This window comes from Paraburkholderia mimosarum LMG 23256 = NBRC 106338, assembly GCF_000739815.1.
In the GTDB taxonomy this organism is placed as follows: domain Bacteria; phylum Pseudomonadota; class Gammaproteobacteria; order Burkholderiales; family Burkholderiaceae; genus Paraburkholderia; species Paraburkholderia mimosarum.
This window is the reverse complement of sequence record NZ_BBJJ01000013.1, coordinates 113,186-128,939: the sequence shown is the minus strand read 5'-3', so window position 1 is coordinate 128,939 and position 15,754 is coordinate 113,186. Positions and strand designations below refer to the sequence as shown.

Annotated in this window: 10 protein-coding genes; all 10 read right to left on the bottom strand. The window is 64.3% G+C overall.

The genetic code is table 11. The features are described from left to right. Positions 1–40: 40 nt before the first annotated feature. Entirely contained in the window at positions 41–3,196 is a 3,156-nt protein-coding gene (locus tag BMI01S_RS12795; RefSeq protein WP_028230843.1) for a multidrug efflux RND transporter permease subunit, read from the bottom strand. A 16-nt stretch (positions 3,197–3,212) separates the two neighbouring features. After that, positions 3,213–3,770, bottom strand: coding sequence for a GNAT family N-acetyltransferase (locus BMI01S_RS12790; RefSeq protein WP_042289382.1), 558 nt, complete (start codon positions 3,768–3,770; stop codon positions 3,213–3,215). Positions 3,771–3,775: 5 nt separating this feature from the next. Further along, entirely contained in the window at positions 3,776–4,303 is a 528-nt protein-coding gene (locus tag BMI01S_RS12785) for a GNAT family N-acetyltransferase (protein WP_028230842.1), read from the bottom strand. Between the two features lie 44 nt (positions 4,304–4,347). Further along, entirely contained in the window at positions 4,348–5,709 is a 1,362-nt protein-coding gene (locus BMI01S_RS12780; protein ID WP_028230841.1) for a TldD/PmbA family protein, read from the bottom strand. Next, complete coding sequence (locus tag BMI01S_RS12775; protein ID WP_028230840.1) at positions 5,709–7,145, bottom strand: TldD/PmbA family protein; 1,437 nt, start codon at positions 7,143–7,145, stop codon at positions 5,709–5,711. Before BMI01S_RS12775 ends, BMI01S_RS12780 begins: the two co-directional genes overlap by 1 nt. Beyond that, a complete protein-coding gene (locus BMI01S_RS12770) occupies positions 7,142–8,773 on the bottom strand; it encodes an ABC transporter ATP-binding protein (RefSeq protein WP_028230839.1) in 1,632 nt (543 codons plus the stop codon). Before BMI01S_RS12770 ends, BMI01S_RS12775 begins: the two co-directional genes overlap by 4 nt. Next, the gene (locus tag BMI01S_RS12765) at positions 8,773–9,885 is read right to left on the bottom strand and encodes an ABC transporter permease (protein ID WP_028230838.1); all 1,113 of its coding nucleotides are present in this window, start codon (positions 9,883–9,885) and stop codon (positions 8,773–8,775) included. The genes BMI01S_RS12770 and BMI01S_RS12765 overlap by 1 nt, the downstream gene beginning before the upstream one ends. Beyond that, entirely contained in the window at positions 9,839–10,894 is a 1,056-nt protein-coding gene (locus BMI01S_RS12760) for a microcin C ABC transporter permease YejB (RefSeq protein WP_028214235.1), read from the bottom strand. Before BMI01S_RS12760 ends, BMI01S_RS12765 begins: the two co-directional genes overlap by 47 nt. 8 nt (positions 10,895–10,902) lie before the next feature. Further along, on the bottom strand, positions 10,903–12,732 hold the full coding sequence (locus BMI01S_RS12755; protein ID WP_244145328.1) for an extracellular solute-binding protein: 1,830 nt from the start codon (positions 12,730–12,732) through the stop codon (positions 10,903–10,905). Positions 12,733–12,964: 232 nt separating this feature from the next. Then, positions 12,965–15,721, bottom strand: coding sequence for a TonB-dependent receptor plug domain-containing protein (locus BMI01S_RS12750; RefSeq protein WP_028230836.1), 2,757 nt, complete (start codon positions 15,719–15,721; stop codon positions 12,965–12,967). Positions 15,722–15,754 lie beyond the last annotated feature (33 nt).

Genomic DNA, 15,754 nt, shown 5'->3' with positions numbered 1-15,754 from the left:
TGCTGCGCGGCGACCAATCAGCCATAGGCGCATGGGGAAGTCAGGGCGCCTCCGTTTCGGCCTCTTTCGTCTGTTGCGCTGTGTGCTCGCTTCGGCGCGGCGGTACGCGATCCACAGGTCGCGCCGCCACGCGCGATACCACCGCGTAGTAGAGCACTGGCGTGAACACGAGTCCAAGCAGCGTCGCCGCGATCACGCCGCCGAGCACTCCCGTCCCGATGGCGTGCCGGCTTTGCGCGCCGCCGCCCTGCGAGAACGCGAGCGGCAGCACGCCGAGCACGAACGCCGCAGAAGTCATCACGATAGGCCGCAGCCGTTCGACGCTCGCGCCCAAAACCGCGGCGCGCAGCGGCAACCCGCCCGTGCGGCGCACGCTCGCGGCCTGCACGATCAGGATGGCGTTCTTCGCCGCAAGGCCGATCACGGTCACCATTCCCACCTTGAAATAGATGTCGTTGGGCAGCCCGCGCAGGAGCATCGCGCTCACTGCGCCGAGCGCGCCGAGCGGAACGACCAGCAGCACGGAAAGCGGCGTGATCCAGCTCTCGTAGAGCGCCGCCAGCACCATGAACACCGCCAGCAGCGAGAGGCCGATGAGGAGCGGCGTCTGGCGCGTGGCCTCTACTTCTTCGAACGCGGCGTCGGTCCATTCGCCATACACGCCTTCGGGCAGAGCGAGCGCGAGCCGCGCCATTTCGGCCATCGCTTCGCCCGAGCTATGGCCCGGCGCCGCGCGCCCCGTCACGTCGAGTGACGGATAACCGTTGTAGCGGCTCAGCATCACGGGGCCGAGCGTCCAGTGCGTCGCCGCAATCGACGACATTGCCACGGTTGTGCCGAACGTGTTCTGCACAGGGAGGTCGAGCAACTGGCTGTCGTTCATGCGCGTGGGTGCGTCGGCTGCGACGATCACGCGGCGCATGCGCCCGCCCGCCGGAAAGTCGTCGACGTAGCTGGAGCCGAACGTGCTGCCCAGCACGTCGGAGATGCGGTCGAACGATACGCCATACGCGTAGGCCTTGTCGCGGTCGACGTCGAGTTCCACGCGCGGCGCATCGGGCAGGTCCTCCGAGTGGATCTGCGCCACCACACGGCTGTTGCCGGCCGCCTCGATCAGTTGGTCGCGCGCGGCCTTCAACCCGCCCATGCCGATGCCGCCGCGATCCTCCAGCCGGTACGTAAAGCCCTCGGAGTGGCCGATGCCCGGCACCGCCGAAGGCAGCATGACCTGCACGTCGCCTTCGAGGAGGGTGCCGAATTGCGCGTTGAGCGCGTCGCGCACAGCCTGCGCGTCCATCTCGTCCTTGCCGCGCCGACCCCACGGCTTGAGTTCGACGAACGCCATCGCCACGTTCTGCCCGCTGCCTGCGAAGCTCCAGCCCACCACGCTCGTTACGTTGCCTACGGCCGGCTGCTTGCCGAGGATCGATTCCACGCGCTTTACCACGTCGAGCGTGCGGGCCTGCGTGGCGCCCGCGGGTAACTGAATCATCACCTGCAACTGCCCTTCGTCCTCGCTCGGCAGGAAACCCTGCGGCAGCTTCCAGTACAGCAGCGCCCCCAGCGCACAGAGCACGGCGTAAATCGCGAGCACACGCGGGCCGCGCCGCAGCAGCGCGGCGACGAGCGCCCGATAGCCGCGGGAGGCCCGTTCCGCTTGCGCCGCCAAACCGCGTTGGGGATGCGGCACTCGCCTTGGCATCCTTAACAAACTCGCGCAAAGCGCCGGCGTGAGCGTGAGCGCCATGAACGACGAACACAGCATCGACGCGATCATTGCCACTGCGAACTGCCGGTAGATGCCGCCCACGTTGCCGCTAAAGAACAGCATCGGCACGAACACGGCAGTGAGTACCGCCGTCACGCCGACAATCGCGCCGCCGATGTGCCTCATCGCGGCGAACGTGGCCTCGCGCGGTGCGAGCCCACGTTCGTGCATCACGCGGTGCACGCTCTCCACCACGACGATGGCATCGTCCACCAGTATGCCGATTGCGAGCACGAGCCCGAACAGGGTGAACACGTTGATCGACATCCCGGCCCAATACAGCGCCACGAATGCGCCCATGAGCGTAACGGGGATCACCACCGTGGGCACGAGCGTGGAGCGCAGGTCGCGCAGGAACAGCCACATCACCGCAAATACCAGCACCACGGCTTCGATGAGCGTCATCACTACTTCGTGGATCGCCACGCGCACGAAGTAGGCGGTATCGAATGGAATCTGGATCGCCATGCCCGGCGGCAGACGCGTGGACAAACCGGCCAGGCGCGCACGGATCGCATGCGAGGTCGCAAGCGCGTTGCCGCGGGGCCCGAGATGGATACCCACGGTCGCCGCGGGTTTACCGTTCAGCCGCGAGTAGAACGAGTAGTCGGCGCGGCCGAGTTCCACGCGCGCGATATCGCGCAGGCGCACGAGCGAGCCATCCGTCTTCGCCTTCAGCACGATCTGGCCGAACTCGTCGGGCGTTGCGAGTTGTCCCTTCACGCTCACCGACTCGGTGACTTGCTGCCCATTCACGAACGGCGCGTTGCCGAGCGTGCCCGCCGTCACCGGCGAGTTCTGAGCGGCAATGGCCGCGTTGACCTCGGCCGCCGTGAGTCCGTATTCGCGCAGCTTGACTGGATCGAGCCAGATGCGCATGGCCTCGTCGGCGTCCCAGAGCTCCGCCGCGCCAACGCCCGGCGCGCGCTTGAGGTCGCGCAGGATGAAGCGGTTCAGGTAGTCGCTCAACTGCGCGGAATCGCGCGTGCCGTCGGTGGACGTGAGCGCGACGAGCATCAGGAACGTATTCGACGACTTCTCCACGTCGATGCCCTGCTGCACCACCTGCTGAGGCAGGCGCGCCTCGACCTGCTTCAGCCGGTTCTGTACGTCCACGAGGGCGATGTCGGGATTGGTGTCCGGCGTGAAGGTCACGTCGATCTCCAGGTCGCCCAGTGCGTCGCTGGTTGTTTCGTAGTACTGCAGTCCCTCGGCGCCATCGAGGCTCTCCTCGATCACGCTCGCGACGTTGTTTGCCCCCTCCTCCGCCGATGCGCCCGGATACTCGGCGCTGATGACGATGCGCGGCGGCGAGAGCTGCGGATACTGCGCGACCGGCAGCATGGGAATCGCGAGCACGCCCGCCACCAGGATCGCGAGCGCGATGACCCATGCGAAGACCGGCCTGTCGATGAAGAAAAAGGGCACGCGCGCGTAGATCCGGTTACGAGGTCAAGGGGGAAGCGAACGATGGTGCTTCGGCGTAGCGCGCCATGTGAAGCGTATCGGCAAGCACGCCGTCGCGCATCGCGGCGCCGCGCGAGCGGCCCTCTACGACGAAGCCGAACTTGCGATAGAGCGCGATGGCGGCCTCGTTGTCGGCGAATACCTGGAGTTCGAGCCTGCGCAGGCCCAGCGACTGGTCGGCGCAGGCGATGATCGCCGCCATCAGCGCGCTGCCTACGCCGCGGCCCTGCCAGGCATCGTGCACGCCGAAACCCACCGAAGCGCAGTGTGAGCGGCGCGGCTTCGCAACTTCGAGATGCGATTGCCCGACCACGCGTCCGTCGATTTCGGCGCAAATCGTGATGCAGCCGGCTGGCCGGCTCTCATACCACGCACGCAAAGCTTCCGGAGTGCGCCAGCCGCTCAATAGCGTGCCGTGGCGCACACCTGGCTGATTCATCAAGTCGGCGATCGCGTCGAAGTCTGCGGGCTCGCAGGTACGCACGCGAATCGTACCGGGTGATGTGAACGCGGGCGATGGCGTCGGGACATGCATGGGCATTACTCCGGGGCGAGAGGCAGCGGATCGTGCAGGCGCGCCATCAAGAAGAAGTCGGCGAGCACTCCGTCTCGCAATACGGCGCCGCGCAAACGTGCCTCGATTTCGAAGCCGCATTTTCGGTAGAGCGCTAACGCGGCCGCATTGTTGGTGTAAGCGTGAAGTTCGAGCCGCCGCAGGCCGAGCCAGTTATCGGCGAAGTCCAGGATCTGCCCCATGAGGAACGTCCCGACGCCACGGCGCTGCCATTCGTCGTGGACGCTGATGCCGATCTCGCCGACGTGCGCGCGGCGCAGCTTCTGCGGATGCAGTCCAGCCTCGCCCACGATGGTGTCGCCCACCCACGCGCCAATGATGACAGCGGGCGATACCACGCTCGCGATCCACTCGCGCGTCTGTGCGACGGAATCATACGGTGCGTCCGCATTGCCCCGCACGATTGAAGGGCAGTGCCGCAGCGCATGCAGCGCTTCTGCATCGCCGGGGCGTAACGCGCGCACGACGATCCCCTCGGGTAAGCTCGACTGCATTGTTGTTTCCTTCGTGTTCGAGTCGTCAGGTACGGCCAGGCACGCTACAGTGTCAGTTCAAACGACTTCACCAGCACCCCCGGCAGTTGCATGCCGCCCGTCGCACGTTGGCCCCATGTGTCTTCGGACAAGCGCAGCTCGGGCTGCGCGCCGAGACGTTCGAGGCGCTCGCCCAGCAGGCCGTACAGATTGTCGTCGAAGCGCATGGCGTCTACCGGTGCAACGACACGCCCCTCCTCCACCCAGAACGTCGCAAAACGCGTCATGCCGGTCAGGCGGCAGCTCATGCGGTCCGAGAAGTTCACATACCACAGGTTGCCCACGTAGAGCCCCGTGCCGAGCGCGGCGAGTACGTCCGCATCGGCGAGGTCGCCGCCCGGCATCGAAAGCGACGACGGCGCCTCGCTCGCCAGCGCACCGTTGGGTACGAGGCCGTACTCTCGCGCCGTCCGTGCGTTCGTCATTTGCGCGACGCTCCTTCCCTCACGCACGAGCGGCACGCTTTCGCGCAAATAGCCGTCGTCGTTGAAGGCAGGGGTAATACCGAGGCCGAGGTCTTCAGTGAGCGAAACGCGCGCGTCGAGTGAAAGCTCGCCGCCATGCAGCCGGTAAAGCGGGCTCTGCGACGTCGCCTGCGCGCGCGACGAAAAGCCGCCCCACGCAGCAACGCCCAGCAGCTCTTCGAGCGCCGCCGGCGCGAGCCAGGCACGGTACCGGCCCGGCCCCAGCGCTCGCGGTGCGAGCGCCAGCACGGGCAGGCGTGCCGCCGCTTCCTGCACCTTGCTGGCGAACTTCGCGTCGTCCCAGTTCTCGCCCGCATAAGTCGTCTTGATGGCGCGGCCGCCAGGATGATAGAGCGACCAGCTGAAGCAGAAGTTCTCGACTTCGTGCCAGCCACGGCTGCCGCAACTGGAGGCGAAACCGCGCGCGAGCATGCCGCCCGCGTAGAAGCCCACGAAATCGAGCCCTCGCGCGCATTCGGCCACCACATGGATGAGCGCATGCGGATCGCGCAGCCTTCCCGTGCGCCGCGTCGAACGCTGCCACGCTGTCGTGTCGTAGAGCAGATGCGGATCATCAGGGGCATCGCGCAGGCCCGAGCGAAGCGTCTGCAATGCAGCGCCAACGTCACGCAGATCCTGATCGGCATTGCCGCAGATGTCGAGCGTGGAATACGCCTGGCGCGCGCCGTCGATCAGCCGGAGCGTGAGCTTGCCCTGCGAGACGAGACCCATCTGCCGGACTTTGCCGCCGTTGAAACGAATGAAGTCCGATTGCTCTGCCGCAAAGGAAGTGAGCGCCGTTTCACCAGCCAGCAACAACCCGTCGATCGCATCGGCGAGCATCATGAAATGCGAGTGCCAATCCACCGCCACACGCTCGCTTGCAATGAGTGTGCCGCTCATCAGGCGCCTCCGAATACGTCTACGTTGCTGAAGACGCACGCGGGTGACGCGTGCCCCACACGAATCACCTGCGCGGGTTCCCCCTTGCCGCAATACGGCGTGCCGTAAACCTCGCGGGTGCTCGCGTCGCCTACGGCAACGAGACTGCGCCAGAAGCTCGCCGAGATGCCGCGATAATTAGGACGCTTGACGACCTGCGTGAGCTTGCCGTTCTCGATGAGCCGGCCGTATTCGCAACCAAACTGGAACTTGTTGCGATGGTCGTCGATGGACCATGACGTATTCGAAGTCATCAGAATGCCGTTTTCGATGTTTGCGATCATCTCGGCGAATGTCTCTGTGCCGGGCTCGATGTTCAGGTTCGCCATGCGGTCGATAGGCGGGCGATTCCAGTTGGCCGCACGCGAGTTCGCGACCCCTGGCAGCCCGGCGCGCTGCTGCGAGAGCGCGCCGCCGAGCGGCCGCTCCAGCACGCCGTTACGGATCAGGTATTGTTTGCTGGCCGAACTGCCTTCGTCGTCGAAGGCATAGCTAGCGGCTTCTTCCTGCAGTTCCGGGTCGAACGTCACGTTCAGCAACGGGGAACCGTACTGATAGCTGCCGAACATCTCCGGCTTCACAAAGCTCCAGCCAGCGAAGTTGCGCTCATCGCCGAGAATCCGGTCCAGTTCGAGTGGGTGACCGATCGACTCGTGAATCTGCAGCATCATCTGGTCCGGCATCAGCAGCAGGTCGCGCCTGCCCGAGGGGCAATTCGGCGCCGCGAGCAGTTGCAGCGCCTCGTCGGCCACACGGGCGCCGGCGCCATCGAAGCCGTGCCGTGCGAGTATCTCGATGCCTCCCTGCCCGAGCGCGCCGTGGTCGCCGGCCAGCGTTCGCACCTGGGTGTCGCCGTTGGCATGCGCGGCCACGCTCAGTCCTGGCATGAGGTAGCGAAAGCGCTGCTCGATACGCACGCCGTCGCTCGTGAGATAGAGCTGATCGGTGTGCGCAACATGCATGCTCGCCACGCGCTCGACGATGCGCGCGTCGAGGTTCGCCGACGCGCATTCGTGCGCGAGCTGGCCGAGCCACTCGCGGCGGGTGGGAAGCGGCGCGTCGACGTTCGGCGAAGCATAGCTGCCGCTCGCCACGGGGCGCGCAAGGCGGCGATGATCGATCAACGAAACTTGCGCACAGGCGAACGCCCGCGCCGTGGCGATGTCGAGCGCACGCTGGAGCCCCTCGGCACTGAGGTCGGCGGTAGCCGCATAGCCGGCGCCCGCACCGGCCCAGGCCGTCAGCATGGCGCCGCGCTCGCGCACCACACGCAGCGGCTGCGCGATGTCGTTGCGCACCACGTGGTCCTCGATGACTTCGTCCACCATGCGCAGCGACCAGAAATCGGCGCTGCTCTTCAGCGTGCGCGCGCCCTGCACCCAACGCTCTTCGATCATGCGAACTTCTCCTGTAGCGCCGCCGGCTCGTCCAGCATCGACGAAGCCAGCAGCGATTGCGTGTAAGGATGAAACGGGGCGTGCAGCACGTCGTGTGTGTCACCCTGCTCGACGATACGGCCCGCTTTCATCACGATCACGCGATGCGCCATTGCGCGCATGACGGCCAGATCATGCGTGATGAACAAATAACTCAGCTTGTACTTCTTCTGCAAGTTCGTCAGCAGCGCAAGCACCTGTTTTTGAATCGAGACGTCGAGCGCGCTGGTCGGCTCGTCGAGCACGATCAGCTCCGGCTCGACCGCCAGTGCGCGCGCAATGGCGATACGCTGGCGCTGGCCGCCCGAAAACTCGTGGGGGTAGCGCTGCATCGAATCGGCGGGCAGGCCCACTTCCTCGAGAAGTGATGCAATACGCATGCGCCGAGCCGCGCCGTCGATCTCCGGCCTGTGCACGGCCAGCCCCTCCCCAACGATCTGCTCGATCGTCATGCGCGGAGAAAGCGAGCCGAACGGATCCTGAAACACCACCTGCATACGCGAGTACAGCGCGCGGCGCGCGCCCGCCTTGCGTTGCTCCGAAAGCGCGATGCCGTCGATGCGGATCTCGCCCGCCGCCGCGCCCTTCAGCCCGAGCACGGTGGCCGCAAGCGTCGATTTTCCGGAGCCCGACTCACCGACGATGCCGAGCGTTTCGCCGCGCCGCAGACACAGATCCGCTTCGTGCAAGGCACGGAACGTCGAGCTGCCGAACAGCGAGCGCCAGCCCTTCGCCGCCGTGCGGTAGTCCACGGCAAGGCCCTTCACTTCGAGAATGGGCGGTGCATCCACCGCGACCGGCGCCACCTCCCGACGCGGTTCGCTACCGAGCAGGCGCTGCGTGTAGGGATGCTGCGGGCTCGAAAAGAGCTCTGCGGTCGTGTTCGTCTCGACGAGGACGCCCTTTTCCATTACCGCGACGCGCTGCGCAAAGCGCCGCACGAGGTTCAGGTCATGCGTGATGAGCAATATGGCCATGCCACGCGTCGCGGCCTCCTGCTCCTGCAGGTCGATCAGCAAATCGACGATCTGCTGGCGCACGGTCACGTCCAGCGCAGTCGTGGGCTCGTCGGCGAGCAACAGGCGCGGGCGGCACGCGAGCGCCATCGCGATCATCGCACGCTGACGCTGTCCGCCGGACAACTGGTGGGGAAAGCTGTCGATGCGGCGCTCCGGTTCGGGAATGCCGGTCCGCCGCAGCAACTCGATACCACGCTCACGCGCCGCGTCGGCGCTCAGCCCCTCGTGCAGGCGCAGGCTTTCGGCAATTTGCTTGCCGATCGTATACAGCGGATTCAGGGCGGTCATCGGCTCCTGAAAGACCATGGCGATATCGGCTCCGCGAATGCCGCGCATCTCCTGCTCGGTTTTCTGCAGCAGATCCTCGCCGTCGAACAGCATCCGCCCAGTGAACCTTGCGTGCTCGACAAGGCCGAGGATCGACAGCGCCGTCACGCTCTTGCCCGAGCCTGATTCGCCGACTAGCGCCACGCGTTCACCGCGTGCAATAGAGAGATTCAGCTCGCGCACTGCCTGTTTCTCGCCGAAGCGCACGCTGAAACGCTCGATTTCCAGCAAAGGACGATTCATTATTTACCTCCGCCGAATGCCGATCCACGCCTGCGCGTATCGAGTGCGTTACGCAGTGCATCGCCCATGAACGTGAGCAGCAGCAGCGTAATGACGAGCGCCGCGAAAGCCGAGAGCGAGATCCACCATGCCTCGAGATTGTTCTTGCCCTCTTGCAGCAGTTCTCCAAGGCTTGGGGTAGGCGGCGGCACACCGAGCCCGAGGAAGTCCAGACTGGTGAGCGAGAGAATGGCCGCACTCATCCGAAAAGGCAGGAACGTGATGACCGGCGTCAGGCTGTTGGGCAACACGTGGCGCCACATGATCTGCCAGTTCGAGAGACCCATCGTTCGCGCCGCCTTCACGTAGTCGAGCGACCGGTTGCGCAGGAACTCAGCGCGCACGTAATCGGAAAGCACCAGCCATCCAAACATCGAAAGCAGGATAAACAGCAGCCAAAGCGTAGGCTCGAAGATCGAGGCGAAGATGATGAGCAGGTAGAGGTCGGGCATCGAACTCCAGATCTCGATGAGCCGCTGCCCGATGAGATCGGTGCGTCCTCCATAGAAACCCTGCACCGCGCCCGTCAACACGCCCAATGCGACGCCGGACACCGTCAGCGCCAGGGCCATCAGCACCGAAAGCCGGAAACCGTAGAGCAACCGCGAAAGCACGTCGCGGCCGAACTGATCGGTGCCGAGCCAGTTCGTGGCCGAGGGTGCGGACGGATACGGTCGCGCCGCGAAGTAGTCGATTGTGTCGTAATGAAAATGATTGGGCGGATAGATCGCGAAATTGCCGTTCGATTCGAGGCGCTGCCGGATATACGGGTCGAGGTAGTTGGTCCTCGCCGGAAAGTCGCCACCGAAGATCGTCTCCGGATAATCCTTCACGATCGGGAAGTAGTATTGACCGTCGTAACGCACGACGAGCGGCCGGTCATTGGCGAGCACCTCGCCGAGCATGCTGATCGCAAACAGCGTGACGAAGATGACAAGGCTCCAATAGCCGAGCGGCTGTGCGCGAAAGCGCTGCCACGTACGGCGCCAGGGCGAGACCGACGGCGCGTGCGCAACGGCGGCGGTTTCAGCGGTCCAGGCGGTGGAACTGGATGCGGGGGTCGACGAGGACATAGCAGACGTCAGCAATGAGTTTGGTTACGAGGCCAATCAGCGTGAAAAGAAACAGCGAGCCCAGCACGACGGGGTAATCGCGGCGGATAACCGAGTCGTATGAGAGCTGGCCCATGCCGTCCAGTGAGAACAGCGTTTCGATCAGGAGGTTGCCGTTCAGGAAAGCGCCAATGAACGCGGCGGGAAGGCCCGTGACGAGCGGAATGGCCGCGTTGCGCAAGACGTGTTTCCACAGCACGTCGCGCTCGGGCGCGCCTTTTGCCCGCGCGGTTAGCACGTACTGGCGGCCGATCTCTTCGAGGAAGGTGTTCTTCGTGAGGATCGTGACGATCGCGAAGTTCCCGACCACCGAGGCCGTCACCGGCAGGACGATGTGCCACAGGTAGTCGAGCACCTTACCCGCGAGGCTCAGGTCCGCGAAATCATCGGACGTGAGGCCCCGCATGGGGAACACCTGCCAGAACGAGCCGCCACCGAACAGCATCAGCAGGAGCACGCCGAGCACGAAGCCCGGCACCGCATAGCCAGTGAGCACGAGCACGCTCGTCACCGTGTCGAATCGCGACCCGTTGCGCACCGCCTTGGCGATGCCGAGCGGCACGGATATCACATAAGTTAGCAGCACTGTCCACAAGCCGAGCGTGATGGAAACCGGCAGCTTCGAGCGGATCACGTTCCAGACGCTGTCGTGCTGGTAATACGACTGACCAAGATCGAACGTTGCGTAGTTCTTGAGCATGAGGAAATAGCGCGTGAGCGGAGGCTTGTCGAAGCCGAATTCCTTCTTGATCTGCTCGATCTGTTGCGGATCCACGCCCTGGCTGCCGTGATAGCCGCCACCGCCTGCGCCGGTCTCGCCGCCGCGCGTCGCATTGCCATGGCGCAGTTGCGCCATGATCTGTTCGACCGGGCCGCCGGGCACGAACTGCGTGACGACGAACGTGAGCGTGACGACGCCGATCAGTGTCGGCACCATCAGCAATAAACGTCGAAAAATGTAGGCGAACATGGTGATCCTCAGTGGGCAGCCGCTTGCGCGGTCTGGGCGACTTGCGCATTTTTCGGCTTGCGATACCAGTAGTCGACGATCCAGTCCTGGGCTCCGAACGATACGGGCACGACGGACGGATAGCCGAGCGACGTCTTGTATGCGATGCGTGCGTTGGGCGCGTAGTACTCCGTCACGAGGTAGTACTCGTTCATCAGCACACGATCCAGAGCGCGTGTGGCCGCCTCGAGATCGTCGAGCGTGTTCGCGGCCTGCACCGCTTTCACAAGCGCGTCGACGGCCGGCGAGCGCACGCCCGGATAGTTTTCCGAGCCGACCTCCGAGGCGGCCGCGCTGCCAAAGCGGCGTGCAAGCTCCGCGCCGGGGATCGTCACGGGGCTGTAGAGCCAGGTAGTCATGTCGTAATCGAAGTTGTCCAGGCGCTTCTGGTACAGCGCGCTGTCGATTTCACGCAGATGCGCGCTGATGCCGAGCGTCGCGAGGGCCTGCGTATAAGGGAGGATCACGCGGTCCATGCCCGGCTGGTCGTCGAGGATCTCGATGTTCATGGGCTCGCCCGCGGCATTGCGCAGCGCGCCGTCACGGTAATGCCAGCCGGCCTGCGCAAGCAGATCACGCGCCTCCCGCAGATTGCCGCGCAGCGAATCGGGCGGCAGCGTCGTAGGCTGCTTGATCATCGGCCCGAACACTTCCGGCGGCAGGCTCGCGCGCCACGGTTCGAGCAGCTTCAACTCTTTCTCGCCCGGCATGCCGGTCGCGCCGAACGGGCTCGCCTCGAAATAGCTGTGCAGGCGCAGGTACTGACCGTAGAACATCATGCGGTTCATCCAGTCGTAATCGAACGCGAGAGAAAGCGCGTGGCGCACGCGCACGTCCTGGAACATCGGCTTGCGCAGATTGAAGAGCATGCCCTGCATCTGTGCCGGACCGTCCGGGAAATTGGTCTGCTTGAGCATGCCGTTACGGAAGTTCTTGCCGACGTACTTGCGCGCCCATTGGGTCGCGCTGTCTTCCACGTGCACGTCGGCATCGCCGGCCTTGAACGCCTCGAGTTGCGTGTAGAGGTCGAGGTAGAGCTTGAACGTGATGCGCTCGAAGTGGTACATGCCGCGGCGCGTGGGCAGATTGACCGCCCAGTACGCGGGATTGCGGCGATACGCAATCTGCTTGTCGTTCTTGCGTTCGGCGATCAGATACGCGCCGCTCGCAATGGGCGGCTCGTTCGAAAGCTGGTCGAACGGAACGCGCGTGCCGTCGGGTTTCATCCCCCACTTCGGCGAGAAGATGGGCAAGTCGCCTGCAATGAGCGGCGCGTCACGCTCCGCGCGACGGAACTCGAACCGGATTGTCGAGGCGTTCACCACGACCGCGTTCTTGATCACCGAAAACTGCGCATTGAAGAGCGGCGAAGCCTGAGGGCTCGTGAGCGTGTCGAACGAATATTTGACGTCGGCGGCCGTTATCGGATCGCCGTTCGAGAAGCGCGCAGCCGGGTTGATATGGAACGTCGCGGAAGCCAGGTCGGGGGCGACGTCAACGCTATCGGCGATCAGCGGATATTCGGACGCCAGTTCGTCCCAGCTGCGCTGCATCAGCGTGTCGAACATCAGATTCTGGATGTCCGGCGCGGGTGCGCCTCGCACGAGGAAAGGATTCAGCGAATCGTAACTTTGGAACTCATTGTAGTTTTCGAAACTCAAGACACCGTTCGAGGGCGCATCGGGCTCCGCGTAGTCGAAATGGGTGAAGCCGGCGGGATACTTCGGCTGGTCGTACTGCGCGAGCGCCGTAGCCGCTCGTGCCGGCACCCCAGCAAGCGCACCCATACCCACTGCCATGACCAGTGCGCAAGCCGCACCCGACCAATGCGGCGACAATCGTGACAAGCTCAACTTCTTCAATCTCATCGTCTGTCTGCATGAGGACGTACACCGGCGTATGGCCGATGCACGGTTCGTTTGTCCGACGTGGCAGGGGTTTGCCGCCGTCGCTCGCCACTACAGGAAACATTCGAGGCAGGCGGCCTTGGCCGCCTGCCTCATCAACTACTCACTACGTTGCACCGATCGCTCAGAACTTGTACGTCGCTCCGATCTGCGCGAAACGGCCGATATAGTTGTACAGCGACGTGTCGTAGCCCGTCTGGTCGAGCGCGCTGCTGGCAAAGATCGGATCGAACGGAGGCGTGCGGTTGAAGATGTTGTTGATGCCGCCGTAGATCGTCCAGTGCTTGATGCCCGTGTAGGTGACCATCAGGTTGAACTGGCTATACGAACCTACCTTGTCGGCAACCGGCGTGGGCGCCGCCACCGAAAGCGTTTGCGCGTACGGGCCCGTGAACATCCACGTGAGCGCCGCATTCCAGCCGTGGTATGCCCAGTCGAGCGTCGTATTGCCCTTCCAGCGCGGGAAGCTGCCGCCGAACGGCTGCGTGATCGTGAAGTTGTTGCCCGCACCGTTGATGGGACCCGTCGACTGTCCGAGCGTGAAGTCCTTCACGTACGCCCAGTCGGCCGTCAGCGTGAACGTGCCCGCCTTCGTCGGTAACGCCTGGCGGAAGGTGCCTTCGAAGCCGTTCGTGTCGAGGTAGCCGAGGTTCTCGTACGGGAACACTTCATAAACCACCTGACCTTGCGCATTCGTCACGACCTGCGACGGCGAAGCCGCCTCGCCGATGACGTGATCGACACGGATCTTGTACCAGTCGAAGCCGAAATCGGTCGTGCGCGTCGGCGACGTCTGGAAGCCGAGGTTGATGTTGCGCGTGCGTTCCGGCTGCAGGTTCGGATTGCCCTCGGTGATCGTGGTGACCGTGCCGGTGGCCGACTGCTGGATACCGAGCGTCTGCGAGGTGCTGTTCTCGACGAACGTCGGCGCGCGGAAGCCGCGGTTATACGAGCCGTACATCGTCAGCTCCTTGACGGGCTGATAGCGCAGGGCGAAGCGCGGCGAGAACGCACCCCCGAAGTCGCTGTAGTGGTCGTACCGGCCCGACTGACTGAACGTCAGGTTGTGGATGATGGGCACGTCGATCTGGTAGTACACCGCCGCGACGTTGCGCTGGCCGTTGACGGTCTGCAGCATCGGGTTCGCCACGAGGCCCTGGGAAAACTCCGCGCCCGGGTTGATGACTTCGCTCTGGTGCAGGAACTGGGCGCCGAAGCCGACACCGATATCGCCCGTTGGCAGATGGTACAGATTCGGCGTGGCCAGCGTTGCGTCAACCGTATCGAGCTTCGAGATGCCCTGGTTGTTCGCATCCATGTACAGGCCGTTCAGGCCGTTCGGCGTCGACGACGGATTGGCGAAGTTGAACGTGCCGTTCTGGTAGATGTTATTGAGCGTCGCAGCATTGAGCTGGTTCGTGTAGGTGTTCGAAACGTTGCTCTGCGAGTGGCTATAAGCAGTCGACCAGTCCCAGTCCCCATACTTCGGCACCGTGAACGAACCGCGAATGCCCGTGGACGCCCGCCAGAAGTTCGCGTACGTCTCTTCTGCCACGGTACGCGGGAACGAATAGGTGAGCGGCGTGTCCACGCCATACGGATTGTACGGGTTGCTTGCGGGAACGACGTTGTTGAACGGCGTCAGACCGACGCCCGGAGTATAGGTGAGCGTCGGGGTTTGCGGGCTGCCGACGATGTTGTTCCAGAGACCGTCGTTCGTGGTCGTCTGGGTGTAGCTTTCCCACAGATCGGCAAAGGCAGTGGTCGTGTCGTCGACTTTGAAGTCGGCGTGGACCTTTGCGCTCGCGCGCGTCGTCTCCGGCGCGATCGACATGCCGTTGGCGGTGTTGAACGCGCACACCGTGCCGCCCAGCCCAGCAGCCGCGCCCAGGAAATTGCTGCCGGCCGGATGGACGGAGCCGCCGTATGGGCACCCGCTCAACGCCTGTGCGGTGTTGGGCCCCGTTTGCCAATAGGACGGCGCGAGCAGCGAGAGGCCGCCCGGCTTGTTCGTGAAGTCCTGCGCCGCCGTGGAATCGCGGTCGGCCAGCGTCGAGCCCGCCGAGTGATAGACGCTCGCCGATGCCGTGACGTTGAAGCGGTCCGCATTGAGGTCGCCGAAGCCCGCCAGAACGCCGAACTTCGTGGTGCCGTTGCCGCCACCGTCGCTCACCGAACTGCCGTAGCTGCCGTCGAGTTGAAGGCCGCGGAAATCATGCTTCGTGATGATGTTGACCACGCCCGCAATGGCGTCCGAGCCGTACTGCGAGACGGCGCCGGTTTTCACGATCTCGATACGATCGATGGCGTTGAGCGGGATGGTATTGAGGTCGAAGAAGCTGTCGGTGCTGTTCGAATAGAAGGCGAACGGCGCAACGCGCTGACCGTCGACGAGCACGAGGGTGTACTTCTCGCTCAAGCCGCGCAGCGCGATACCCGCCGCGCCGGCTGCGAAGTTGCCCGCCTGGCCTTCGCTCCAGCTATTGGCGGAGTTGGCCGAGACTGTGCGCAGATAGTCGGCCACGGTCGTCGCGCCGCTATTCTGAATGTCTTTCGTGGTGATCGTTTGCACCTGCTGGAAGCCCGTCTTGTCCGATTGCCGGATCAGCGAACCGGTCACTTCGAACTTCTTCAGCTGCTTGACGGTGGCTTTGTCACCCGTCGTGGCGGCTGCGCCGCCCGTGCTGTCCGCACCCGTCTGCGCGCTCGCGCCCGACTGCTGCGCGGACGCTGGCGCCGTTGCATTATCCGCTGCGATCGCCGCGCCGCCGTTGGTCACGGGCTGGCTCTGCGCGAACGCCGGTACCGCAAACGCCGCTGAAAACGCCAGTTCCGCCCAGATTATTCTTCGAATGGCAACCGCCAATGCTCTTTGTTTCACAGTTTCCCCTTCTCTCTCGTCGGTCACGTCTAC

Coding starts and splice junctions, on each gene's coding strand:
- BMI01S_RS12760 (WP_028214235.1), bottom strand. CDS start 10,894: ATGTTCGCCTACATTTTTCGACGTTTATTGCTGATGGTGCCGACACTG.
- BMI01S_RS12775 (WP_028230840.1), bottom strand. CDS start 7,145: ATGATCGAAGAGCGTTGGGTGCAGGGCGCGCGCACGCTGAAGAGCAGC.
- BMI01S_RS12790 (WP_042289382.1), bottom strand. CDS start 3,770: ATGCATGTCCCGACGCCATCGCCCGCGTTCACATCACCCGGTACGATT.
- BMI01S_RS12785 (WP_028230842.1), bottom strand. CDS start 4,303: ATGCAGTCGAGCTTACCCGAGGGGATCGTCGTGCGCGCGTTACGCCCC.
- BMI01S_RS12765 (WP_028230838.1), bottom strand. CDS start 9,885: ATGTCCTCGTCGACCCCCGCATCCAGTTCCACCGCCTGGACCGCTGAA.
- BMI01S_RS12780 (WP_028230841.1), bottom strand. CDS start 5,709: ATGAGCGGCACACTCATTGCAAGCGAGCGTGTGGCGGTGGATTGGCAC.
- BMI01S_RS12755 (WP_244145328.1), bottom strand. CDS start 12,732: ATGGCAGTGGGTATGGGTGCGCTTGCTGGGGTGCCGGCACGAGCGGCT.
- BMI01S_RS12770 (WP_028230839.1), bottom strand. CDS start 8,773: ATGAATCGTCCTTTGCTGGAAATCGAGCGTTTCAGCGTGCGCTTCGGC.